This is a genomic window from Haloarcula sebkhae, from assembly GCF_014647415.1.
GTDB classification, from domain to species: Archaea; Halobacteriota; Halobacteria; order Halobacteriales; family Haloarculaceae; genus Haloarcula; species Haloarcula sebkhae.
On sequence record NZ_BMPD01000009.1, the window covers coordinates 85,405 to 107,583 of the forward strand.

At 63.2% G+C, this 22,179-nt stretch carries 19 protein-coding genes; 11 read left to right on the forward strand and 8 right to left on the reverse strand.

Annotation, left to right across the window (positions count from 1 at the left end):
- The first annotated feature begins 517 nt into the window (after positions 1 to 517).
- From pdhA to IEY38_RS19315, 4 genes are all read left to right on the forward strand, one after another.
- A complete protein-coding gene (gene pdhA, locus IEY38_RS19300; RefSeq protein WP_188980358.1) occupies positions 518 to 1,630 on the forward strand; it encodes a pyruvate dehydrogenase (acetyl-transferring) E1 component subunit alpha in 1,113 nt (370 codons plus the stop codon).
- 60 nt (positions 1,631 to 1,690) lie between these two features.
- Positions 1,691 to 2,395 carry a hypothetical protein gene (locus tag IEY38_RS19305; RefSeq protein WP_188980459.1) on the forward strand — a complete coding sequence of 235 codons (705 nt, stop codon included), beginning with the start codon at positions 1,691 to 1,693 and terminating at the stop codon, positions 2,393 to 2,395.
- Between the two features lie 174 nt (positions 2,396 to 2,569).
- Entirely contained in the window at positions 2,570 to 3,895 is a 1,326-nt protein-coding gene (locus IEY38_RS19310) for a divalent metal cation transporter (protein WP_188980360.1), read from the forward strand.
- On the forward strand, positions 3,892 to 4,446 hold the full coding sequence (locus tag IEY38_RS19315; RefSeq protein WP_188980362.1) for a hypothetical protein: 555 nt from the start codon (positions 3,892 to 3,894) through the stop codon (positions 4,444 to 4,446). The genes IEY38_RS19310 and IEY38_RS19315 overlap by 4 nt, the downstream gene beginning before the upstream one ends.
- 36 nt (positions 4,447 to 4,482) lie before the next feature.
- On the opposite strand, the gene IEY38_RS19320 is transcribed toward IEY38_RS19315, so the two are convergent.
- The 3 genes from IEY38_RS19320 to IEY38_RS19330 form a co-directional block, all read right to left on the reverse strand.
- Complete coding sequence (locus IEY38_RS19320) at positions 4,483 to 4,731, reverse strand: DUF7861 family protein (protein ID WP_170098181.1); 249 nt, start codon at positions 4,729 to 4,731, stop codon at positions 4,483 to 4,485.
- Between the two features lie 20 nt (positions 4,732 to 4,751).
- Positions 4,752 to 4,907 (reverse strand): hypothetical protein, encoded by a 156-nt coding sequence (locus IEY38_RS19325; RefSeq protein ID WP_170098180.1) that lies wholly within the window; start codon positions 4,905 to 4,907, stop codon positions 4,752 to 4,754.
- A gap of 79 nt (positions 4,908 to 4,986) precedes the next feature.
- On the reverse strand, positions 4,987 to 6,903 hold the full coding sequence (locus tag IEY38_RS19330; protein WP_188980371.1) for a beta-CASP ribonuclease aCPSF1: 1,917 nt from the start codon (positions 6,901 to 6,903) through the stop codon (positions 4,987 to 4,989).
- A gap of 265 nt (positions 6,904 to 7,168) precedes the next feature.
- Here IEY38_RS19330 and IEY38_RS19335 point away from each other — a divergent pair, with 265 nt between their 5' ends.
- Positions 7,169 to 7,651, forward strand: coding sequence for a hypothetical protein (locus tag IEY38_RS19335; RefSeq protein ID WP_188980373.1), 483 nt, complete (start codon positions 7,169 to 7,171; stop codon positions 7,649 to 7,651).
- 725 nt (positions 7,652 to 8,376) lie between these two features.
- Here the strand turns inward: IEY38_RS19335 and IEY38_RS19340 are convergent.
- Entirely contained in the window at positions 8,377 to 9,435 is a 1,059-nt protein-coding gene (locus IEY38_RS19340) for a DUF7350 domain-containing protein (RefSeq protein WP_188980375.1), read from the reverse strand.
- Between the two features lie 110 nt (positions 9,436 to 9,545).
- On the opposite strand from IEY38_RS19340, the gene IEY38_RS19345 reads away from it, so the two are divergent.
- Entirely contained in the window at positions 9,546 to 10,028 is a 483-nt protein-coding gene (locus IEY38_RS19345; RefSeq protein ID WP_188980377.1) for a hypothetical protein, read from the forward strand.
- Between the two features lie 14 nt (positions 10,029 to 10,042).
- Here IEY38_RS19345 and IEY38_RS19350 read toward each other — a convergent pair whose 3' ends face one another.
- The 3 genes from IEY38_RS19350 to IEY38_RS19360 form a co-directional block, all read right to left on the reverse strand.
- Complete coding sequence (locus IEY38_RS19350) at positions 10,043 to 11,308, reverse strand: DUF7405 family protein (protein ID WP_188980379.1); 1,266 nt, start codon at positions 11,306 to 11,308, stop codon at positions 10,043 to 10,045.
- Between the two features lie 78 nt (positions 11,309 to 11,386).
- The gene (locus IEY38_RS19355; protein WP_188980381.1) at positions 11,387 to 11,890 is read right to left on the reverse strand and encodes a winged helix-turn-helix transcriptional regulator; all 504 of its coding nucleotides are present in this window, start codon (positions 11,888 to 11,890) and stop codon (positions 11,387 to 11,389) included.
- Positions 11,887 to 12,222 carry a DUF7471 family protein gene (locus tag IEY38_RS19360; RefSeq protein ID WP_188980384.1) on the reverse strand — a complete coding sequence of 112 codons (336 nt, stop codon included), beginning with the start codon at positions 12,220 to 12,222 and terminating at the stop codon, positions 11,887 to 11,889. Before IEY38_RS19360 ends, IEY38_RS19355 begins: the two co-directional genes overlap by 4 nt.
- An 81-nt stretch (positions 12,223 to 12,303) precedes the next feature.
- Here IEY38_RS19360 and IEY38_RS19365 point away from each other — a divergent pair, with 81 nt between their 5' ends.
- The 3 genes from IEY38_RS19365 to proS all read left to right on the forward strand — a co-directional run bounded on the left by IEY38_RS19365 (position 12,304) and on the right by proS (position 15,483).
- Positions 12,304 to 13,026, forward strand: a complete 723-nt coding sequence (locus IEY38_RS19365; RefSeq protein ID WP_188851603.1) for a hypothetical protein — start codon at positions 12,304 to 12,306, stop codon at positions 13,024 to 13,026.
- Between the two features lie 96 nt (positions 13,027 to 13,122).
- Entirely contained in the window at positions 13,123 to 13,908 is a 786-nt protein-coding gene (locus tag IEY38_RS19370; protein ID WP_188980386.1) for an SAM hydroxide adenosyltransferase, read from the forward strand.
- Between the two features lie 120 nt (positions 13,909 to 14,028).
- A complete protein-coding gene (gene proS, locus IEY38_RS19375) occupies positions 14,029 to 15,483 on the forward strand; it encodes a proline--tRNA ligase (RefSeq protein WP_188851599.1) in 1,455 nt (484 codons plus the stop codon).
- Here the strand turns inward: proS and IEY38_RS19380 are convergent.
- On the reverse strand, positions 15,477 to 16,460 hold the full coding sequence (locus tag IEY38_RS19380) for a patatin-like phospholipase family protein (protein WP_188980388.1): 984 nt from the start codon (positions 16,458 to 16,460) through the stop codon (positions 15,477 to 15,479). The genes proS and IEY38_RS19380 overlap by 7 nt on opposite strands.
- Before the next feature lie 487 nt (positions 16,461 to 16,947).
- Here IEY38_RS19380 and IEY38_RS19385 point away from each other — a divergent pair, with 487 nt between their 5' ends.
- Complete coding sequence (locus IEY38_RS19385) at positions 16,948 to 17,361, forward strand: CBS domain-containing protein (RefSeq protein ID WP_188980390.1); 414 nt, start codon at positions 16,948 to 16,950, stop codon at positions 17,359 to 17,361.
- 154 nt (positions 17,362 to 17,515) lie between these two features.
- Positions 17,516 to 22,063, forward strand: a complete 4,548-nt coding sequence (gltB, locus tag IEY38_RS19390) for a glutamate synthase large subunit (protein ID WP_188980392.1) — start codon at positions 17,516 to 17,518, stop codon at positions 22,061 to 22,063.
- The last annotated feature ends 116 nt before the right edge of the window (positions 22,064 to 22,179 follow it).

Sequence of the window (22,179 nt, forward strand, 5' to 3'; positions counted from 1 at the left end):
TGGGCTGCTGAAACATCTGCTATGTAGCTGCGACCGACTGGTCAAACCCAGTTGCTCGCGCTCAACCCCAGATCGATTCTGGAACCGAGATGAGGAGGACAACGAAGACGACGAGGGTACTGAGGCCGAGTATTCGCAGGACTCCCGCTGAACGTCGTCGATTCGGGGGCAGGAATTCCGCGACCCCAGAGAACGCGAACGCGATACCCAAAAAGAGCATGTTGTGAGGGCCGTCGAGTACAATACCGAAATATACCCATCCAAGGATGCAAACGAACGCGAAGAGTGAGAACAGGAGGCCCTTCTGCCGCCCGTCTGGCTCACGAAATAACATTCGCCGAATTGTCATTACCTGTACTGACAGACGGTTGATTTAATAAATCGTTCGGCTGTATCGATCACAATCGGATCAGGATGTCTCATCTGGGGAGGGGTCAACAGGGCTTCGCGCCACGAAACACTGCCACCCGAGCCGAACACAGCTTTTTGACGGTCCTCTCCGAGTGTAGGGTACGAAATGACACAGGACGTTCTCAATCGGGCACCCGACGAGCGCATACAGGCGCTCGATTCAGACGGCGAGATCGTCGACCCGGACCTCATCCCGGACCTGTCTGACGAGGCACTGGTGTCGATGTACCGTGACATGCGTTTCGCCCGCCGGTTCGACGAGCGGATGATAAGCCTCCAGCGACAGGGTCGGCTCGGGACCTACTCATCGCTGGCGGGCCAGGAAGGGTCACAGATCGGTTCGACGTACGCACTGGCCGATGAGGACACGATCTTCTATCAGTACCGGGAACACGGCGCACTCGTCGCTCGCGGACTCCCCTGGGAGTACGTCCTCTACTGGATGGGCCACGAAGCGGGTAACGCCGCTCTCGGCGACGTGAACGTATTCCCGCTGAACATCTCCATCGGCGCGCACCTGCCCCACGCTGTGGGCTGGTCGTGGGCGGCAAAGAAAAAGGGCGACGAGCGGGCGGGCGTCGTCCACTTCGGCGACGGAGCCACCAGCGAGGGGGATTTCCACGAAGCGATGAACTTCGCCGGGGTGTTCGAGACGCCGACGGTGCTCTTCTGCAACAACAATCAGTGGGCCATCTCCGTCCCGCGGGAGCGCCAGACCGCCAGCCAGACGCTGGCGCAGAAAGCCGATGCCTACGGCTTCGACGGCGTGCAGGTCGACGGGATGGACCCGCTGGCGACCTACACCGTCACCGAAGCCGCCAGGGAGCGGGCTGTGGGAGCAAACGGCAAAGAGCAGGAACCAATGTTCATCGAAGCCGTCCAGTACCGCTTCGGCGCGCATACGACTGCCGACGACCCGGACGTGTATCGGGACGAGGCGGAGGTCGAGAAGTGGCGCGAACGCGACCCGCTGGACCGCATGGAGGCGTTCCTCAGAAACTGCAATCTGCTGGACGACGGGAAAATCGACGTGATGGACGACACCATCGACGAACGCCTCGGCGAGATTATCGACAACGCTGAGGCCCACGCGCCGGACCCGACAGACCTCTTCGCGGACGTGTACGACGAATCGACATCGAACATCGACGAGCAGCGCGAGTACTTCCAGGGACTCCGCGAGCGCCACGGTGACGACGCGCTACTGGAGTCCGAGTAGCCGACCGAGCCTGTTATTGCCGTCCCGTCGCTTCCGTCTACTGTGACAGAGTGGCCACCGGTGGACCCCGCCGACGCAACGGCCGTTGCACAGCAGCGTGACGAACTGGTCGCGGCGGTCCGGGACCACGCCGGACAGGTCGCCTACCAGCTTGCCCGGCTGGAGGGCGGCGACTACGGACAGGCGGACATCGAGACCGACCGCGGCGAGTGGACCGTCAAGTACGAAGGCGGCGACTTGGAGTACCTGCGGTTCTCGCCGTCGCGTGGCTCGGATACGTATGTCATCTCGACCAAACAGCCACCAGAGCCGGAGCCGCTGGCGGCCGCGCTCGCCGACTACGACGCCTTCGTCGAGGGGTTCAACGACTACGTCGCGTCGCTCGACGGCGTGCTCGACGACGTGTCGACGGAGTTCCCGGAAATCACGACGACAGATGGCGTCGTGGCCGAGCGCGACCGTGTCCTTGGCCGCATTCGCGAAATCTGTGACCAGATCGCGCGGGAACTCCAGCGCTACGAGGGCGGCGACTACGGCACGTTCACCAGCCGAATACAGGGTACCCGCTGGGAACTGAAGTGGGACACCGACGGCGCGTCGTACCTCCGCGTCGGCGGGAGCAACGGCCTCTACCTGCTCTCCCAGTACGAACCGCCCTCGGCCGCCGACATCCGCGAGTACGCCCCGCAGTTCGCAGACTTCGTGGACGCGTACAACGACCACGTCGACGAACTGGAATCGGACCTCGGGACCGTCGAACTCTGAGCCGGCGCAGTCTGAACTCCTTCTGGTAGCGTTCCGCCTGGTGAGCGTGTAGTGCGTCAATTCTACCAGCGCTGTCGTTTTCGCATAATCGCTGTACAGCAGTTGAATTACCGCAGAATACCACCGAACAATATGTCGGCAGTATTTTCAGGGGGCCTCACCCAAGCCGGAGGTATGAGTTCGACCGAAACCGTCGATAGTTCGGCTGTGAGCAGCGGGACAATCAGTGATTACGTCGAAGCGATGGGACCGTCTTGGATTGCGGGCGCAATCGCCGCCGGTCCGGCGACGATAGCCAGCCTCGTCACTGCCGGGGGTGCGTTCGGCTACAGTCTCCTGTGGGTTGTTGTCCTCTCAGCAGGGGCGGGAACGCTGGCCCAGTACCTCGCGATGCGGCTGGGATTGCTGACCGAGCGCGGTATCGTCGCCGTCGTCGAGGACAACCTCGGCGAAACGTGGGCGTGGCTGCTTGTTGGCGATGCGGTACTTGCCGCCGGCGTGGCACAACTCGTCATTATGAAAACCGTCGCTACGGTTTCGGCGACAGTAACCGGTATTGACGCACGCATCTGGGGCGTCGTCTGGGCGCTCGTCCTTGCGGCGGGATTGGCGGGCGGCGGCTACCGGTTCCTCGAACTGGCCGCGAAAGTCCTCGTGCTGCTGGTCGTCGTCGCGTTCGTCGCCAGTTTGTTCGTCGTGCCCATCGACGCCGGCGCGGCGGTGGCCGGACTGGTCCCCTCGGTCCCGTCCGGGAGCGCGCTGGTCGCGGCCGGCATCCTGGGCGGCGCGGTCCACATCACGCTCATCACGATGCACTCCTACACGATGCGGGCACGGGGCTGGACCCGCGAGGACTACGACCTCGCGACAGTCGACGTTGGGGCGTCGATGCTGGTGGCCTTTGGCATCTACAGCCTCGCAATCTTCCTGGTGACGGCGAGCGTACTCACCTCCGGCGACCTCACGACGGTCGGCGCTGCTGAGGCCCTCGGTCCGCTGGTCGGCGACAGCGCCCGCTGGCTGTTCCTGCTCGGTCTGTGGGGCGCTGCTGTGTCGACGCTCGGAGGCAACACCATCGTCCCGCCGTTCCTGCTCGCGGACAAACTCGGCTGGGGCACCACCATCGAGGACAGCCGCTACCGCGGACTGCTCGTCGCTGTCGCGCTGCTGTCCGCGCCGGGTGCCTTCATCGGCGGGAACGTCCTCGGCCAGCTCGTCCTCGTGCTCGCGCTGGGCACTATCGGCACGCCCTTTGCCATTGCCCTCGTCCTCTATCTCCTGAACTCGGATGCGGTCCCAGAGTCGAACTCGCTGGTGGCTAATGTCGGTGGGCTATCCCTGATCGCTGTTTCGGGTGGGCTGGCCGCGAACTTCGTTGTCGAGCAGCTCGGCGGTGGCGTCGGCCCGCTCTCCGGGTTCGTGCTGGTCTTTGCTGTCGCGCTTGGCCTCGCTATGGTCGGCCTCGGCGGGAAGTTCCTCCGGGAGGAACTCCTCGCGTGACCGGCCTCCAGTTCCCGCTCTCGGGGTCGACGCTCGTTACCGGTCCCTCCAACGCCGGCAAGACGCGGACGACCGCTGCCGCCCTCGATGCCTGGCTCGACAGCGAGGGACCCGCGGGCGTCGTCGTTCTCGATTTCGCGCCAGAACTCGAACGCGACGGGACAATTCTGGGCGGCCGCCTCGACAGATTCATCACCGTGCCAGAGGCGGCCTGGGTCGGCCGGATCGATGCCAGTGCGCCGCGCGCTGAAAGCGAGATGGACGATCAGGCGGTCGCGCTCGCCCGGGAGAACGCCCGCCGTGCCGAGCAACAGATGGACGCGCTCCCGGAGAATCCCCGTGCGGTGTTCGTCAACGATGCGACGATTCCGTTCCAGCACGACCTCGCATCGGTCAGCCGGCTTATTGACTACTGTGACCGGGCAACGTTGGCCGTCCTCAACGCGTTCGACAGCGACGAACTGGGCGTCGATAACCCCGTATCCCGTGCTGAGCGGGACGCGCTCGGCCAGCTCCGGCGCTGGGCCGACCGAACCGTCGACCTGTCGTAGCGACCGCGACCGCTGCCCGGACGCGTAAGCGGCTCGCTACTGCCCGCCACGCTTCCGGAACCAGACGCGCTCGCCGACCGGGCTTTCGTCGTCGCCGATGTCCAGCCGACTGACGAACAGGTCGCGGATGGCCAGAGTGACGACGAGTTCCGTCGGCTCGCCGGCCCCGTCTTCGACGGTGACGACGCAATGGCCGTCCCGCTCAGCTATCCCGATAATCGTGCCGACTGTCCAGCGGTCGCGGTGGTGTGACGGCTCCTGCGCGTGAATGCGGTCGTGATTCATTGATACTCCTGTGAGTTATCTCACCGGTTCCACTCGTAGAACCACCATGCCCCGCCGAGCATCATCAGGCCGATCCCGAGTGTCGATGTCGCGGGTTCCGGGATGATGAACAGTACGAGGCCGATGAGTACCATCCCGACCGGTTCGAGTTCGTCGAGATACTGGGTGATGTCCATATGTGACGCTTCACCCGCCTGCAGTATAGAGGTTCGTCCGGTTATCGGGGAGAGAGAATGAACGAAAAAAGCAACCAGATCAGCGGAAGCGGAACGTTTCGAGGTTCTCCGGCGCGAAGGTCCGGATGTTCTGGTCGTGATACAGCGACGAGGAGAGGTCCTGTGTCGCGGACTCGTCGCCGTGGACACAGAGGATCTTCTCGGGCCGTGGGTTCATCGTCTTCACGAAGTTCTCCAGTCCCTGCCGGTCGGCGTGTCCGGAGAAGCCGTCGACCGTCTCCACGTTCATCTCCAGTGGAACCGTCTCGCTGCGCCCGCTGCCGCCGACGGGTACCTCGTCGATGCCGCGCTGGATTCGCTTGCCGAGCGTTCCCTGCGCCTGATAGCCGACGAAGGTAAGCGTCGAGTCAGTATCGGGGCCGAGCTGTTCGAGCCAGGACATGGCTGGGCCGCCAGTGAGCATCCCGGATGTGGAGAGAATGATCGAGGAATCGCCGTCGGCAATCTCCTGTCGCTCCTCGTCGCCGCCGTCGATAGGGTTGAACTGGTCGGCCAGGAAGGGGTTCTCGTCTTCGTCGAAGATGCGGTCCTGTAGGCCGTCGCGGAGATACTCGGGATAGGTCGTGTGAACGGCTGTCGCCTCCCAGATCATCCCGTCGAGGTGGACCGGCATCTCGGGGATGTCGCCGTTCCGCATCGCCTCTTCGAGGACGAGCATGAGTTCCTGCGCCCGTCCCACGGCGAAGGTCGGAATGAGAACCTTTCCGTCGCGGTCGTAGGCGTTCTGAATGATCTGTTTGAGCTTTCGCTCCGAGTCTTCCTGATCGGTCTGGTAGTCGTTGCGGCCGCCGTAGGTCGACTCCAGCACGAGCGTCTCCACTCGCGGGAAGTCGTTGACTGCGCCGTCGAACAGGCGCGTGTCGTCGTAGTGAATATCGCCGGAGAAAGCGACGTTGTACAGGCCGTCGCCGACGTGGAAGTGACACACCGATGAGCCCAGAATGTGGCCGGCGTTGTGCAGTGTCAGCTTGATATCGGGCGCGATGTCGGTCACGTCGCCGTACTCCAGCGGGATGGTGTGTTTGATCGCCTCGCGGACCATCTCGGAGTCGTACGGCGGAGTCCGGCCTTCGTCCGCGGCGGTATCAAGGTGATCGAGCGTCAGCAGTCCCATCAGGTCTCGCGTCGGCTCGGTACAGTAGATGGGGCCGTCGTAGCCGTACTCGAACAGCAGCGGGACCAGTGCTGAGTGGTCGAGATGCGCGTGGGTCAGAACGACAGCGTCGATACCGTTTGTCCCGGCCCCGAACGCCTCCGGGATGTCCAGATACGGCTTCTCGCCGTTCGAGCCGGGCTTGTTCCCGCAGTCGATGAGGATTCGCGTGTCCGGCGTTGAGAGGATGAACGCGGCGCGGCCGACCTCACGACAGGAGCCCAGCGTCGTGATGCGGACGTACTCGTCGTCCGACATCGGCTCGCGGTGGATCTGCCGGCCGACGCGTTCGAGGATATCACGGCGGTCCTCGCGCTCCTGTTTGAGGAAGTTCCGGACGTTGTCGACCGTCGAGGATTCGATTGGTGGCGTCCGAACGACTTCGGGCGTCCACCCGACTTCCTGCGTGATTTCGCGCAGAGTTGCGCCACGGCGGCCGATGACGACGCCGGGCTTCTGTGCCTGAATGACGACTTCGCCGGTGTCAGTGTGGAAGTTCAGGTCCATGACGCCGGCTTCCTCCGGGATGAGTTCCCGAATCGCCGATTCGGCTTCGGACGGCGGGGCCAGTACGTCCGGGTCCGGGCGGACCGTGATGCGTTTCCGGAGCTTCGATGCGAGCCGGCGAACGAGGTCGCTGTTCGCGGCGAACTCCTTCGGGTCACGCGTGTATATGACGAGTTCCGGTCCCTCGTACGTGACATCCGAGACGGAGATACGGCGCGGGACTTCCTCGTCGATCGTTGCCTTCACGTCTTCGAGTTGCTTGTCTACAGTGCTCATAGCTCAAAACGGGTCATCCCGGTAGCGGGGCCGTCCACGGCTGGTGCGGGCCGACCTGGTGCCGCGGGATGTACGCTCTCTAATAAAGTCATCAGTTATCGGTGAGTTGCCTCCGGACGTGGAGAGATGTCCGGAAAACCGTCCTCTATTTCTCAGTATTCCCCTCGTGTTATAAAAGCCTTCGCAATACGGAGGTCGGAACGGTCCCGAAGTTGCCGTCGTGTGTGCCCACAAGCGGTAAGCGGCCGCCACGTGAGATACCGCCATGCGACTGACGCCTGAAACCGTCCACGAGGAGTATGAGTTGGTACAGAACCGGGCTGACGACGTTGTCCCGCTAATAAACGAAACGCGAGCGTATCTGGGCTCGCAGTTCGGTGTTGACGTTGACACGCTCACAGACGACGCCTACGCGGCCGCTATCGACGAGGTATTCGCCGACGGCGACCGGGCGGTCAACGTCGCCGCGCTGGTCCGTTTGCTCCGAGAACTGGACGTTACAGGCGATTACCCAGGCTTTGTTATCGACGAACTCCTCGGCCGGGAGCTGGCGGCTATGATCGCCGGTGAGCAACCGCTCCGACTGCTCGCAGAGGCGACCTTCCATGTCGCGGACTTGCGAACCCACGGTGACGACACGGCCACCGCAGGTGCTGATGATCTCAACGCCGCGCTCGCGGCCGGGGTCCAGACACGCGTCCCGGGCTGGCCGTGGCAGCAGACGGAGAGTCCGTTTGCTGTGGAGTGAAATCGGGTAGACTGTTACTGTACCGGTCTGTTATGTTTTCTGCCAATTAACGCCTAAATATAACGAGTATTATGTTATTTTAGGGAAGAAATATCAAACAAGAATTGGATTGTGACTCTACAGATAGTACCAATGCATGTTTGGTGAGCCGGTTCCGAGTCAGTGTCCAGAGTGTGGAGTCGTCGCTGTCCGGATACACAGGGTTGCACCGTCCTTTCACGAGCGCGGAGACGAGTGGAGTATCCGCGCCGAGTGCCGCGATTGTCACGATTACACCGAGTGGTTCGACTGACTGGAAACGGGTCGTAAGCGTGGTGTTGCAGTCCACCGCAGTATCTGGGATGGTGCCGGGAGTGGCCGTTGACATTCCTTATCGTCTCCCTACTGGGTAGTTACCACTGTCCTAACTGTGTGGCCTCTCAGAACCGCAACCGGACAGTCCTGTTCTACAGGAGTTGTTGACTGTGCTATGAGTTGTACGCTGCCGGCCAAGTCGTAATTCAGGGGGAAAATAACATTACTGACAACTGAGAATTGTTTATTAGCCAAGAGGAACTCCTACGATGTCCAACTCCAAAATCCCAGGACAGTGTCCGAAATGCGGTTCAGTGAACGTTACCGTGATCAAGGTGGCACCGTTGAACCACGACCGCGGTGAGAGATGGGCGACCCGCGTGGAGTGCGACGAGTGCCCGGACTACGTCGAGTGGGTTGACTGATCGCGGTTAGCCGCCGGAGAACGAAAACGACGGCGTCGTCAGGAACGCCGTCTCGTATCCCTCGTGGCGAGACACCTGCGGCGGGGCAACGATCTCAACACCAACAGACGGCTCTTGGGCTGTTGTCTCGACGATTGCGCCGTAGTGATAGCCGATTTCGGGATGCACGGCGGCGGTTAGCGCGTCCTGGAACACCGTCTCACCGTCGGCGTCTACGGTTCCGTCCAGCGACATCATCGGCAGGGGAACGCGGTTGTACGGCGTCCGAGCCGAGACGGCGAGATACGACTCACCGTCGGCGAGGAACGCGGCATCCTGCAGCCAGGTGACGGCGTAGACACCGTCGCTTCCCTTGTCCGTCCCGAGCACCGTTCCGGGCAGGGCCGATACTTCGGGGACCTGCGAGGTCGGCACCATGTCCATGTTCATCAGGTCGACCGCCGCGCGTTCGCCCTGTGCGTCCGGGAACTCTTCGAAGGAGAGCTGGTCGCGGGTGCCCTGTGCGAAATCGAATTCGACCGTCGCTTCGCCGGCCTCGTTGAACCGGCCTTCGAGGGCACCCAGTCGGCGCTCGCCCATGCCGTTGACGCGGACCGAGAGTTGATAGACGCCGTCGCCGTCGAGTGCATAGTTGTCGCCGTAGTGAAACCCCATGTTCTGGGAGATCATCGGCCACGGGGACTTGTCGGCAACTGTCTCGCCGTCGCGCTCGACGGTGATTGACAGCCCGGCTGACACCGGGAGGACCATCTCTGTCTCGGGGTCCCAGACAGTCGCCATCAGGTGAACGCTGTCCTTGCTCCGGATGTCGACTTTTTCCGCCGTCGTCCCGGTCACCGTCCAAAAGCGGTGCGGAAAGGAGTAGCTCAGTCCGACCATGTACTCGCCCGCTTGCGCCATTCCGGCCATCCCCATTCCTTCAGCGTGGGTTGGGCGGTACGTGGCGTCGGGGCGGTTCTCGACCAGCGGTGGGGCGCGTGTCGACTGGGAACTCAGCGAACCACACCCCGCCAGGATCGTCGTGCCGGCGAGACCGGCACTGGCGAGGAACTGTCGTCGATTCATGAACCGCCTTTGGGCCCTCATCTGAAAGACCGTTCTGGTACGATAGCCGAATGCCGTGGCGGGATATAGACGGCACAAGGCACTTGTCATCGGTCGGTACATTTTCCCACATGCCCTCCCAATCTGTTCGCCTTGCAGTCCTCGGGGTCGTCGTCCTGACAGCAGGCTGCTTCGGCGCGCCGTCGCCGGGGTCACCGACCCCGTCGGAGGCAACGACAACCGTTGCCCCTCCGACCGGGACCGTCGAGTTCCACGACGGTCCGAAAGAACGGCCCGACCGGCCCGCGACATTGAACGAGTCGTCCGCCCGTGAGTTTGTCTACAACTACCAGTACCGGAGCGTCTACAACGGTCTGTGGCAGGGTGAATACACCGAGATGCGTCTCGCCTGCCGCGTTGATACCGTCACCGAGCGGTCGTGGGGGTACGATGTCGTCATCACCTGTACGGGGTCTTCGACGACTGACCCGCCGGTTGGGTCGACGGCGACGGAAGGACCGATATCCGACTACTTCACCCAGTCGTATCGCTACAGCGTCAGTGCTGACGCCCTCGCTCGCGAGTCAGTCGAGAATCGTGATCAAGTATCCTGACGACAACGGAGCCGTCAGGCCGGATCGGCCGGCGGGAGTGCGCGTAGGTCACGCGGCGGGAGCAGGTAGTTCCCGCGTCGCGCGACCGTCATGTACTGGAGGATACCGTTGTTCACCCGCTGACCGACGGCGGATTCGTTGGCGATGTCCGTTCCGTTCATCGCCTGTTTCGTTCCGACGAAGTCGGCGATAGAGCGCTGCAGCGAGAGGAAGTGCAATCCCGCTTCACCGCCGTCGGTCGAATCAAAGTCCCGGCGGAGAATGGTCGGTGTCCCGTCTTCCCTGACACGGGACATCTTCTGTGCGTGGCCGACGACACCCTCCCGCCGGCCGCTGTCGACCACGTCTTCGGGGCATTCGCCGGCACCGTTGTCCGTCCCGAGGTTCTCGCCGACTCCCTCGACCTTGTCCTCGGCGGCGTGGGCCGGACAGAACATCTTCGAGACGCGCTGGTCCCGGGAGTCCTGTTCGTACCACTGCTGGAGTTGCAGTCGGATTTTCGAGAGGTGCTGGGTCGCGCCCCCGGCGAACGGTCCCGAATCGACCGTCACCCGGTCCTCGGAGGCTTGGTTCTCCTTGAACCCTGACTTGAAGCCCATGAACAGCGGGGCCTCTTCGGGGACCGGTTCGGAGTCCGGAACCCCGTCGACATCCTGGTTCTCGGCGGGTAGACCGGCCCCGACGAACCCTGTCCGGCGCTCCGCCTCGCGTAGGACGCCATCAAAGGTCGCGCTCATTTCGTGGCCGTTGGCGCTGTCGCGATTGGCTTTCAACGCTTCTTCGGCCTCAATAATCGCTCGCTCATCGTCGCTCGCGAGGTGCAGCAATGCGTCGGGGGTGTCGAGTTCGGGGTCTTCGAAGGGTGCGAGCGCCATTGGCTCGGGGAGGTCGACGCCGGCTACGTCGGCCTCGAAGCGGTCGAAGTAGGCCGGACTGTACCCCAGCGTGAACAGCAATCCCTCGTTGCTCCACTCGTAGGCCCGTTCGAGGTCCCGGAGCGCCGTCTCGACCTGCTCGCGGTCGGCCTCAGTCGGTGTTCCGTCGCCGGTGTAGTCCAGCAACAGGAGGACGTGGTGGCGCGACAGTCGGTGGTTCCCCGCGTCGTCTGTCGCCAGCGACGCGTCCCAGGCGTGCTGGCGCGCTGGGAGAGACGAGGGATCGTCGGTTCCGTCCGGGACTGTCCCTGACCCGCGGTCGAGACAGGCGGCCAGCGCCGCGGTGCCGCCGATGGCGACGGCGCTCTTGGCGAACTCGCGTCGGGAAATCCCGCGTTCAGTCATCACCCACACTATGGGCTGCCCGTGCAATTGGGTTGTGGTACAGGACTCGAAATCGGCCACTGTCCACGGCTAGCCGAGCTAGCCGCTCTCGAAGAGGCGGTCGAGTAACCGGGTGAAGCGATCCGACAGGCGGTCGGGGGCTTTGGGGTCAACCGCCGCGAGCAGTTCGACCGTCAGGTCCGGGCGACAGAGCGCCAGCGTCACTCGTCCCTCGCTCCGGCGCTTTTCGACGATGTCGTGCTCGACCAGCCCGCTGAGATGGTGTTCGAGCGTACTCCGTGCGATATCGAGGTGGTCGGCCACCTCGCTGGGGCGGGCGGCTTCGCACTCTATGAGCATGACGAGAACGTCTCTCGCTGTCTCGCGACGGAGAAAGGCGATGGCGTGGCGTTCCCAGGGGTCGAACGACGACGTGTAGTAGTGCGTGCGCCCGTTGACCGACTCGCTGTGAACGCGGTCAAGTCTGGCCAGGTGGTACTGTACCTGCCCCGTCGCGAGGTCCAACGCCCGTGTCAGCTCTCGGAAGTGGACGCCGGGATGAGACTCGATATGCCGGTAAATCCGTGATCTGGTATCGCTCATAGTCCCTCCTCATCGAGGCGTTTCTCGACTGTCCGGGCGTAGTACACTGCGCCGAGGACGAGGACGACAAAGACGGTATCGAGCGCGTGTTCGAGGAGATGGTGGGTCGGTGCTGAAACCACTGAAAACCCCGACAACAACGCGATGAGTGGCCGGGTGAACAGCGCGACAAGTGCGAGCGCAATCAACAGATACGCACGAGTCCCGCGCTGACGGTACGCGGCGAGGGCGAGTCCACACAGGACTGCCCCGGCCACAGCGGAGAGGACGACGACGGCGGCGATGTCCCAGCCCCCGGCACCGAGATGGCCCCCAATACTGAGCGGTTTCATCAGGTGCTCACTTCGGAACCACGATGCCTCAGTCGTTCGGTTTTGCGCGGCTTTTTTATCGGACCGCTGAGACGTGGCGGTATGGACTGCATCGGCTTCATCTGCGAGCCTGAACACCCGGTGTTCGGTGCCGTCGCAGAGCGGCTCTCCGCCCGGGGGTTTGATGTCCAGTTTCTCCGCCCCGGAAACCCGGTCGCCAAAGCCGATATCGACGAGCTGGCCGCACTCGTCAACACGACGCTCCGGCCCGAGTCGTTCAGCGCTCTCAGATACGCCGACAGGGCTGGTATCGAGACGTGGAACGGATTCTTGCCGACGACAGCGCTGTCCTGCCGACTCGTCGCCCTGCACGGCCTGGAACAGGTCGGCTGTCAGGTCCCGTCCGTCTGGTTCGAGAAGCCGGATCGCGATTACATCGCCCGGACCCGCTACTCTTGGGACGGAATGCCGGCGAACTGTGACGAGGGCGATTTCTACCAGGCCCGGGTTCGGGAGGAGCCGGTAGAGTACAAGTACTTCGCCGTCAACGACGGCCGCGAAACCCATCTGCGAGCGATTCAGGTCCGGTCGGAAGTGTCCGGGCTGGACCACGTCATTAGCGAGGAAACCGTCGAGGTGACACTCGCGGCCCGCGTCCGAGAGTTACTGGACCGCTTCGGTGCGCGCGCACTCTGTGTCGAGTTCGTCGAGAGCGAGTCGGAGTTCTACGCACAGGGTGTCGACCCCGCGCCGGGGTTCACCGGGACGGGGATGGAACGCCGTGTCGCCGACTCTATCGCCTCATTGACGACGATTGGGGCCTGAGTGTCGGCGTCGTCAGGGACGCTCGATAACCTCATGTCTGGTACCAAGGCACAAGATTATACAGGCGCACCGACGTGGTAGCGACCGGAGCTTCACATGAGCACGTTCGTTCATCTCATCGCGGATTACGGCCCGGCCGACCCGGCCTTTTCAGAGGTCGTCCATCGTCTCACTGCCGCCGACTCGACGATGACCGTCCAATCGACCGAGGTCAAGCCGTTCTCGACGGTCGCCACGGGGTTCTGGATCGCGCAGCTCGGCATCCACAATCCGTCGTTCGACGACCTGCTGATTTACTCGAACACGGCACCGCGAACAACGGAATCGACACCCGAGCGGCCCGATACCGGCGGGGCGCTCTGCTATCTCGAACTGGACAACGGCGTCCCCGTCGTCGCCGTCGACGCCGGCTACAACCTCTCGTTTGTTACCGACCACGCCACGACGTTCCGCGAGATCGAACTGCCGGCGGACACCGGCCAGTTCCGGTCGCGGGACGTGTTCCCGCGCCGTGTCGCCGAAATCGCAAACGGGAATCACTCGTCGCTCGGGGCGGAGCGGTCACTCGACGACGTGCCAGCCCCGCCCGAATCCGTGGTCTGTCACGTCGACGGCTACGGGAACGTCAAGACCTCGATTCGGACCTCGGAGTTTGACCCGGCAGCGGAAACGGTCACTGTCGAACTCAACGACGAGTCCCATGAAGTCGTCGTCAGAGCTGCCGTGTCGGCCGTTCCAGAGGGGTCTCTCGCCATCGTTTCCGGCTCTGCGGGGGGCGGGGACCCCTATCAGGAACTGTTCCTGCGCGGCGGGTCTGCGGCGGCGGCCTTCGGTGATCCGGAGCCCGGAGATGCCCTCTCCATTCGGCCGAAACGGGCCTGAAACCAGACCGTACAATAGCTCTAGCGGCGCGGGGCAACGGATATGTCTGAGCCGGTCAGCGTGCCAGTGGCTCACCACCCTTCGGGGAGTTTATTAGCGCCGTGGGCCACGACACACCTAATGAGTGGCGAGCAGGAACTCGGCATCACCGAGAGCAAGGAGCATTCACCCGGCGAGTGGTACGCCGAGGTCGTCCAGAAGGCCGGCCTCGCGGACTACGCCCCTATGGGCGGGTTCATCGTCACGCGCCCACGCGGCTATGCCATCTGGGAGCGTATCCAGAACAACCTCGACGGCTGGTTCAAAGACACCGGCGTCCAGAACGCCTATTTCCCGCTGTTCATCCCCGAGAGCTATCTGGAGAAGGAGAAAGACGTCGTCGAAGGGTTCGACCCCGAGGTGGCGTGGGTAACCCACGGCGGCCACGACGAACTCGAAGAGCGTCTCGCGGTTCGGCCCACCAGCGAGTCCATTATCGCGCCATTCATGGCGCAGTGGACCCGCTCGCATCGGGACCTCCCGATGCGGCTGAACCAGTGGTGCTCGGTCGTCCGGTGGGAAGCAACGGAGACGAAGCCGTTCTTCCGCACCAAGGAGTTCCTCTGGCAGGAGGGTCACACCGCCCACGCCGACGAGGACGGCGCGTGGGAGGAGACGATGACCCGTCTGGACCAGTACGCCCGTCTCTACGAGGAGGTCATGGCGATGCCGCCGCTGAAGGGCCGCAAGCCCCCTCACGATAAATTCCCCGGCGCGCACACGACGACGACCATCGAGACGCTGATGCCCGACGGCAAGACCGTGCAGGCCGCTACCTCCCACTACCTCGGGACCTCCTTCGGTGAGGCGTTCGACATCACCTACGCCGATGCCGACGAGGAAGAGAACACGGCCCACACGACCTCGTGGGGACTGTCCTGGCGCGCGATGGGTGCGCTCATCATGACCCACTCCGACGACCAAGGCCTCGTGCTTCCACCCGCACTCGCGCCCGATCAGGTCGTCGTCGTCCCGATCTGGCAGGAGGACAACAAGGATGAGGTCATCGACTACGCCGCCGACCTCGCCGCCGAACTGGACGAGGCCGGCGTCCGCGTCGAACTCGACGACCGCGAACACCGCAATCCCGGCTTCAAGTACAACGAACACGAACTCCACGGCGTTCCCCTCCGTGTCGAAATCGGCCCCCACGAGGTTGAGGACGGAGAGGCCACGCTGGTCCACCGACCCGACGGCGAGACGGAGACCGTCGACCGCGACGGCATCGCTGACACCGTCACCGACCACCTCGACACCGTCCACGCCAAGCTATACGCCGACGCTGAGGAGACGCTGGAGGGCGAAATCCGCGAGGCCGAGTCCCGCGAGGAAATCCTCGGCACCATCGGCCAGCACGGCGGCTACGTGAAGTGTGGCTGGTGTGGCGACGAGGACTGCGAGGAGCCGATCAAGGACGCGATTGCGGCCGAGATTGTGATGGTCCCACTCGACCGCGACGAGGAGCCAATCCACGACGATTGCGCCATCTGTGGCGAGGACGCCGAGGAGACGGCGTACTTCGCGAAGAGTTACTGAACAGACGGTTCGGTTGCATCTTCCGGCACCCGATCCAGAAACGCGTCGGCTTCGGCTCGGCCCGTTTCCATGAGGTCCTCGATAAACCGGGGATCGCGGTCGCGTTTCGAGGCTGCTGTCAGCTTTTCATCGAGTCCTAGTCGCCGTATCTCCACGTGTTTGAAATCGTCCGGGAGATACCCTTTTTCGACCCAGTCGTTGACTTTCCGGACGAAGAACAGCTCCTGATTCAGCGAGAGATTCCCGGACAGCTCCTGCCGGCGGTCGGTGATCTCTGCCAGCGATGTTGGGCGATCGTCGCGAGTCTGTGGTTCGATCTGGATGACCCAGATCTCGTCCGGTTTTGGCCGGTCACTGGTCAGGAACTCCCTGATCGGCGGGTTCTGTGAGAATAGGCCGTCCCAGTGCCAGTGGCCGTTCAACTCGACCGCTTTGTACAGCAGCGGGAACGCGGCCGAGGCAAGCACCGCCTTCGGTGTGATGGCAGCGTCGCTGAACGTCTCGAACACGCCGTTGTTGACGTTGACTGTGCCGACGGTCACGTGTGGCGGGGCCTCCTCGGCGAGGCTGTCGAACTCCTCGAACGCGATGTGGCGGTCAAGCAGCGACAGATACCAGTCGTGGCCGACAGCGCCCGATGCCGCGTAGGGCGAGATATCAGCCACGGGGAGCATCCGGTTCTGCAGTCGCTTGTGCCACACGAGAGATTCGTTCAGCAGGAACGAGGGCGGCGTCGTCGCGGCGACATCACACCAGACCTCCTCCAGTAGTGCCCCGGCATAGTCGGGGCCCTCACTGAGCAGGCCGTACCAGGCAGTGACCGCACACAGAGCGCCGCCGGAGGTGCCACTCAACCCCACGAGATCGTACTCGTCCTCGACCGCTGGCAGGAGTCGTTGCAGCGCACCGGCGGTAAACGCGCTGTGGCTGCCGCCGCCCTGACAGGCGATGGCGACGCTGGGGCCATGACCAGACATGGTTTAATTCATATACGAAGAGCTTGCATAGATAACTGCCGGCCAACCGATACTGCCGGCTGTGCGCCTGTGAAGCATACTGCCACCTCAGGTGGCACGTCTCTTCACGAAGGGACAGCTAGCAGTATGAAGGAAGGATGGGGTCGGGGAGCGTGTGACATTTTCCTCCGTGCCCCCGATGACCACTGCTGTCCCTATGTATATAAATCGCCGTCAGACTAGGGTCATACAAACGCCAAACGGCGAACAGATACCGTCGTGGGAACCGAGGATGTGTCGGACATTCTGGGTAATCAGTGGCGGGCCGACAGCTCTGTGGTGAGATCAGTCGGGGTGCGCTGTCGGGGAGACGGCGGGCGACTAATTGAGCGGTTGTATACGTCGTAGCGGGCGAAAAATATTAAGACCTTATACATTTCTCTGTCGCCGCAATCGGTAGATGTCCGGAACCAACACGGTTATACCCCGTCCTATGTTATCTGCTGTCATGGACGACGTGTTTGTCGGACGAATTATGTCATCGCCTGTCACCACTGTTGCCGCCGATGCGAACGCGAAAGCGGTCGCCAAGCGGATGCTCGACGAGAACATCAGCTCTGTTGTCGTTGTCGACGCTGACGGAGAGTTGTTAGGGATTCTCACCTCCACGGACTTCGTCGAGATCGCCGCAGAGGGTGGCGATACGACGGCGCTAGACGTGTCTGACTACATGACGACGGAACCGGTTACAGTAACGGCAAACGACCCCGTCGAGGCAGCCGCAAGCCTGATGCTCGACCACAGTGTCCACCATCTTCCGGTCGTCGATGAAACGGAAGGTGTCGTCGGGATGTTAACCACGACTGACATGACAGCATACGTTTCGGGTATCGAGCAGTCATCCGCACCCGTACTCGGCTGAACAGCGTGTGAACCGCCAGCCAGCGGACCATCATTTATTAACCATGATACAGCTTCAACAATAGTTATAAATATATACTCCCTAATGTGGGGTTAAACAACACTAATACCATTAGGATTACCCTCTTATAGTGGCATCCCCAGTTGTGAAACACATGGTTGAGCGACAGACAGGTCTCTCTGCAGGCGATGCCGGGCTTGCAGATCCCACGGACGAACGGTCGAACTGTGGTGTCGGGGTCGTCATGGACCTCGACGGCGACAGCGACCACTGGGTTGTATCGGACGGACTCGAACTCCTCGACAACCTCGAACATCGAGGAACGACAGGAGCCGAGCAAGATACGGGCGACGGAGCGGGCATCATGCTCCAGATTCCACACGAGTTCTTCGCCGCCGAAGTCGACGCCGACCTGCCACCCGCTGGCGAGTACGCCGTCGGCACGCTCTTTCTCCCGCAGGACGACGAGGTTGCCGAGAGTCTGAAAGACCTCGTTGAGACGGAACTCGCCGCGGAAGATCTGGACGTCCTCGACTGGCGCGACGTTCCCACGGACAACAGCGACCTCGGCGCGACGGCGCTCGAATCCGAGCCCGACATCGTCCAGTTTTTCGTTACCTCTGCGACGGGCAAGACCGGCGACGCCTTCGAGAACCAACTCTATATCGGCCGCCGGTCGCTCGAAAACACGGTTGAGGAGGAAAAACCGGCCGGTCACGAGCGCTTCTACGTCGTTTCGCTCGCAACCGACGTGGTGGTGTACAAGGGCCTGCTCAAGGCCGAACAGCTCGAAGACTACTATCCCGATCTCGAAGACGATCGGATGCAGTCGACGTTCGCGATGGTCCACGCTCGGTTCTCGACGAACACGCTTGGCGCGTGGCATCTCGCCCATCCGTATCGTCGCGTCATCCACAACGGCGAGTTCAATACGATTCAGGGAAACATCAACTGGATGCGCGCTCGGGAAACTGACATCCAGAGCGACGAGTTCGAGGGCGATCTGGAGAAGATCAAGCCCATCATCGACGACCCCGAGCAGTCTGACACGGCGAGCGTCGACAACGCGCTCGAACTCCTGCTGCAGGGCGGCCGCGACCTCCCTCACGCCCTCCGGATGCTCATCCCCGAGGCCTGGCGCGGCGAGATGAACGACGTGACCGGTGACCGTCGTGACTTCTACGATTACCACGCCTCGCTGGTCGAACCGTGGGACGGCCCGGCGCTCGTCGCAGCCACCGACGGCGACCGCATCGGCGCTGTGCTGGACCGGAACGGCCTCCGCCCGTGCCGCTACGACGTGCTGGAGGACAACACGCTCGTGATGTCATCGGAAGCCGGCGCGCTGGAACACGACGCCAGCGAGATTCGGGAACGGGGCCGGCTTCAGCCCGGCCAGTGTTTCCTCGCCGACCCCGAAGAGGGTCGCGTCATCCCCGACGAGGAAGTGTTCGACGACATCACCGACGACAAATACGGCGAGTGGGTCGACGAAGAACAGGTCGACATCGACGAGGTTGCCGACCGCGAAGACAACGCACCCCGGGACCCCGCGGACGCGCTCCGGAGCCACCAGGCCATGTACGGCTACACGTACGACGAGGTCGACCACCTCATCGAACCGATGGCCGAGAAGGGGAAAGACCCCGTCGGTTCCATGGGTGACGACACGCCGCTGTCCGTTCTCTCGCAGTTCAACCGCCCGCTGTTCACCTACTTCAAGCAGCTGTTCGCCCAGGTGACGAACCCGCCGCTTGACTACATCCGCGAGGAACTCGTCACCTCGCTGGAGTCCCGGCTGGGCTTCCAGCGCAATCTGCTCGACGAAAGCCAGGACCACGCTCGCCAGCTCGTGCTGGACTCGCCGATCCTCACCGACGAGGAGACCCAGTCGATCAAAGATCTGGACGCCAACGGCATGTCCACGAAGGTCATCGACATCACCTACGAGAAGGACGGGGACCTTCGCCAGGCTGTCGAGGACGTACGGGCCGAGGCCGACGCCGCTGCCAAAGAACACGATGTCCTCGTGCTGTCGGACCGAGGTGCCGACGAGGACCGCGTGCCGATCCCGAGCCTTCTGGCCATCGGGGGCGTCCACCACCACCTCGTCCGCAACGGGCTCCGCAACCACGTCGGCATCGTCGTCGAATCCGGCGACCCGCGTGCGGTCCATCACTTCGCAACGCTCATCGGCTACGGGGCCGGCGCGGTCAACCCCTACCTGGCCTACCAGACTATCGAGGATCTGGTCGCCGGGCCGGACGGCGCGGACCTGGCCGACGCCATCGACGCCTACATCACTGCCGTCGAGGACGGCCTCCTGAAGACGATGGCCAAGATGGGCATCTCCACCGTCGAGTCCTACCAAGGCGCCCAGATCTTCGAGGCCGTCGGCCTCTCCTCGGACTTCGTCGCCGAGTACTTCGAGGGGACGACCTGCCGGACTGAGGGTATCGGCATCGGAGAGATAGAGGACGACCTCACCCAGCGCCACGAGATCGCCTGGAGCGAGGAAGAGCCGGACATGCCCCGCCAGGGCGAGTACGAGTTCCGCTCGAACGGTATCCACCACCAGTGGAACCCCAACACGGTCGGCAAGATCCAGCAAGCCGTCCGCATGGGTGACTACGACACGTACAAGGAGTTCGCTGAACTGGTCAACGACCAGAACGAGGAGCTCCAGACGCTGCGCGGCCTGCTCGAATTCGACTCCGACCGCGAGTCCATCCCCATCGAGGATGTCGAGCCGGTCGATGACATTGTCGAGCGCTTCGAGACCGCGGCGATGTCGCTCGGGTCGCTGTCGCCCGAGATGCACGAGAACAACGCCATCGCAATGAACCGGCTCGGGGCCAACGCCAACACCGGCGAAGGCGGCGAACCGCCCGAACGGTTCGACACCGAGAAGGAGTGTACGACCAAGCAGGTCGCCTCCGGCCGCTTCGGTGTCACCTCGGATTACCTCGCGTCTGCGGACGAACTCCAGATCAAGATGGCCCAGGGCTCCAAGCCCGGCGAGGGCGGCCACTTGCCCGGCAAGAAGGTCAACGAGATGATTGCCCACGTGCGGTACGCGACGCCGGGCGTCGGCCTCATTTCGCCGCCGCCGCTGCACGACATCTACTCCATTGAGGACCTCAAGCAACTCATCCACGACCTCAAGGCCTCGAACCCCGAAGCCGACATCAACGTCAAACTGGTTTCCGAAGACGGTATCGGGACCATCGCGGCCGGCGTCGCCAAGGCCAACGCCGACGTGGTCCATATCTCGGGCCACGATGGCGGGACCGGTGCGTCGCCGAAGACTTCAATCAAGAACGCCGGCCTTCCCTGGGAGTTGGGCGTCTCTGAGGCCAACCAGATGCTCCGGGCGACCGGCCTGCGCTCGCGCATCAAGGTGACGACCGACGGCGGCATGAAGACCGGCCGCGACGTGGCTGTCGCCGCCTTGCTCGGTGCCGAGGGGTACACCTTCGGGACCGCCTCGCTGGTCACCTCCGGCTGTGTGATGGCCCGGCAGTGCCACGAGAACACCTGCCCGGTCGGCATCGCCACACAGAACGAGAACCTCCGCGAGCGCTTCCCCGGCGAGCCACAGCACGTCATCAACTACATGACGTTCGTGGCCCAGGAACTGCGAGAGATCATGGCCGAACTCGGCTTCGAGACCATCGACGAGATGGTCGGCCGGCCGAGCGTGCTGGCACAGCGTGACGACGTGAGCCAGCCCAAGGCCCAGAAGCTCGACCTCTCCTCGGTCATCGCCGAGCCGGCTGACAACGATGGCCGCTACAAGCAGCGCGAGCAGACCCACGAGGTCGACGAACAGCTCGACTGGGACCTCATCGACGCCGCCGAGGACGCCATCTACAGCGGTGACCCGGTCGCTATTGACACCAATATCAGCAACGTCGACCGCGCGGTCGGGGCAACACTCTCGAACCGCATCTCCCGCGAGCACGCCAGTGACGGCCTCGCGGACGACACTATCCGGGTCGACTTCGACGGCACGGCCGGCCAGTCCTTCGGCGCGTTCCTCGCACAGGGCGTGACGATGGAACTGACCGGGACAGCCAACGACTACGTCGGCAAGGGCCTCTCCGGTGGGAAGCTTGTCGTGAACACACCGGATCAGGCCTCCTTCGATCCGATGGAGAACATCGTCATCGGCAACGTCGCGCTGTACGGCGCGACCCAGGGCGAAGCCTACGTCAACGGCATGGCTGGCGAGCGGTTCGCCGTCCGCAACTCCGGCGTCAAGGGCGTCGTCGAAGGCGTCGGCGACCACGGCTGTGAGTACATGACCGGCGGCGCGATCGTCGTGCTGGGCGAGACAGGCAAGAACTTCGCGGCCGGGATGTCCGGCGGCGTCGCCTACGTCTACGACCCCGACGGCGAGTTCGAAGCGAAGGCAAACACCGGCATGGTATCACTGGCCGATACGCTCGAAGGGAAGGACCGCCAGATGATCACCCGGCTCGTTGAGAACCACGCGGCCTACACCGACTCCGACCGGGCGGCCGAGCTGCTCGAAGACTGGGACACCGAAGTTGAGAACTTCACGAAGGTGATGCCCGACGCCTACGCCGAGGTCATCGCCGACCGCGAGCGCGACGACGTGCGCAACGAGCCGCCGGCCAAGGCCGCGCCGAGCGCCGAAGCCACCGAAGCGGACTTCGCCGCCTCCACCGACGACTGAAGCACCGCTGTTCGACGTTTTTGTCTCTGTAGTCAGTCATAGCCAGTTTTCTTGCGACCACATTCGGGACGAGTTCCAGGAGCCGTGATGCCACACTGTGACAATCAACCGCTGGC

Coding starts and splice junctions, on each gene's coding strand:
- pdhA (WP_188980358.1), top strand. CDS start 518: ATGACACAGGACGTTCTCAATCGGGCACCCGACGAGCGCATACAGGCG.
- IEY38_RS19310 (WP_188980360.1), top strand. CDS start 2,570: ATGAGTTCGACCGAAACCGTCGATAGTTCGGCTGTGAGCAGCGGGACA.
- IEY38_RS19320 (WP_170098181.1), bottom strand. CDS start 4,731: ATGAATCACGACCGCATTCACGCGCAGGAGCCGTCACACCACCGCGAC.
- IEY38_RS19325 (WP_170098180.1), bottom strand. CDS start 4,907: ATGGACATCACCCAGTATCTCGACGAACTCGAACCGGTCGGGATGGTA.
- IEY38_RS19330 (WP_188980371.1), bottom strand. CDS start 6,903: ATGAGCACTGTAGACAAGCAACTCGAAGACGTGAAGGCAACGATCGAC.
- IEY38_RS19335 (WP_188980373.1), top strand. CDS start 7,169: ATGCGACTGACGCCTGAAACCGTCCACGAGGAGTATGAGTTGGTACAG.
- IEY38_RS19340 (WP_188980375.1), bottom strand. CDS start 9,435: ATGAATCGACGACAGTTCCTCGCCAGTGCCGGTCTCGCCGGCACGACG.
- IEY38_RS19345 (WP_188980377.1), top strand. CDS start 9,546: ATGCCCTCCCAATCTGTTCGCCTTGCAGTCCTCGGGGTCGTCGTCCTG.
- IEY38_RS19350 (WP_188980379.1), bottom strand. CDS start 11,308: ATGACTGAACGCGGGATTTCCCGACGCGAGTTCGCCAAGAGCGCCGTC.
- IEY38_RS19355 (WP_188980381.1), bottom strand. CDS start 11,890: ATGAGCGATACCAGATCACGGATTTACCGGCATATCGAGTCTCATCCC.
- IEY38_RS19360 (WP_188980384.1), bottom strand. CDS start 12,222: ATGAAACCGCTCAGTATTGGGGGCCATCTCGGTGCCGGGGGCTGGGAC.
- IEY38_RS19365 (WP_188851603.1), top strand. CDS start 12,304: ATGGACTGCATCGGCTTCATCTGCGAGCCTGAACACCCGGTGTTCGGT.
- IEY38_RS19370 (WP_188980386.1), top strand. CDS start 13,123: ATGAGCACGTTCGTTCATCTCATCGCGGATTACGGCCCGGCCGACCCG.
- proS (WP_188851599.1), top strand. CDS start 14,029: ATGAGTGGCGAGCAGGAACTCGGCATCACCGAGAGCAAGGAGCATTCA.
- IEY38_RS19380 (WP_188980388.1), bottom strand. CDS start 16,460: ATGTCTGGTCATGGCCCCAGCGTCGCCATCGCCTGTCAGGGCGGCGGC.
- IEY38_RS19385 (WP_188980390.1), top strand. CDS start 16,948: ATGGACGACGTGTTTGTCGGACGAATTATGTCATCGCCTGTCACCACT.
- gltB (WP_188980392.1), top strand. CDS start 17,516: ATGGTTGAGCGACAGACAGGTCTCTCTGCAGGCGATGCCGGGCTTGCA.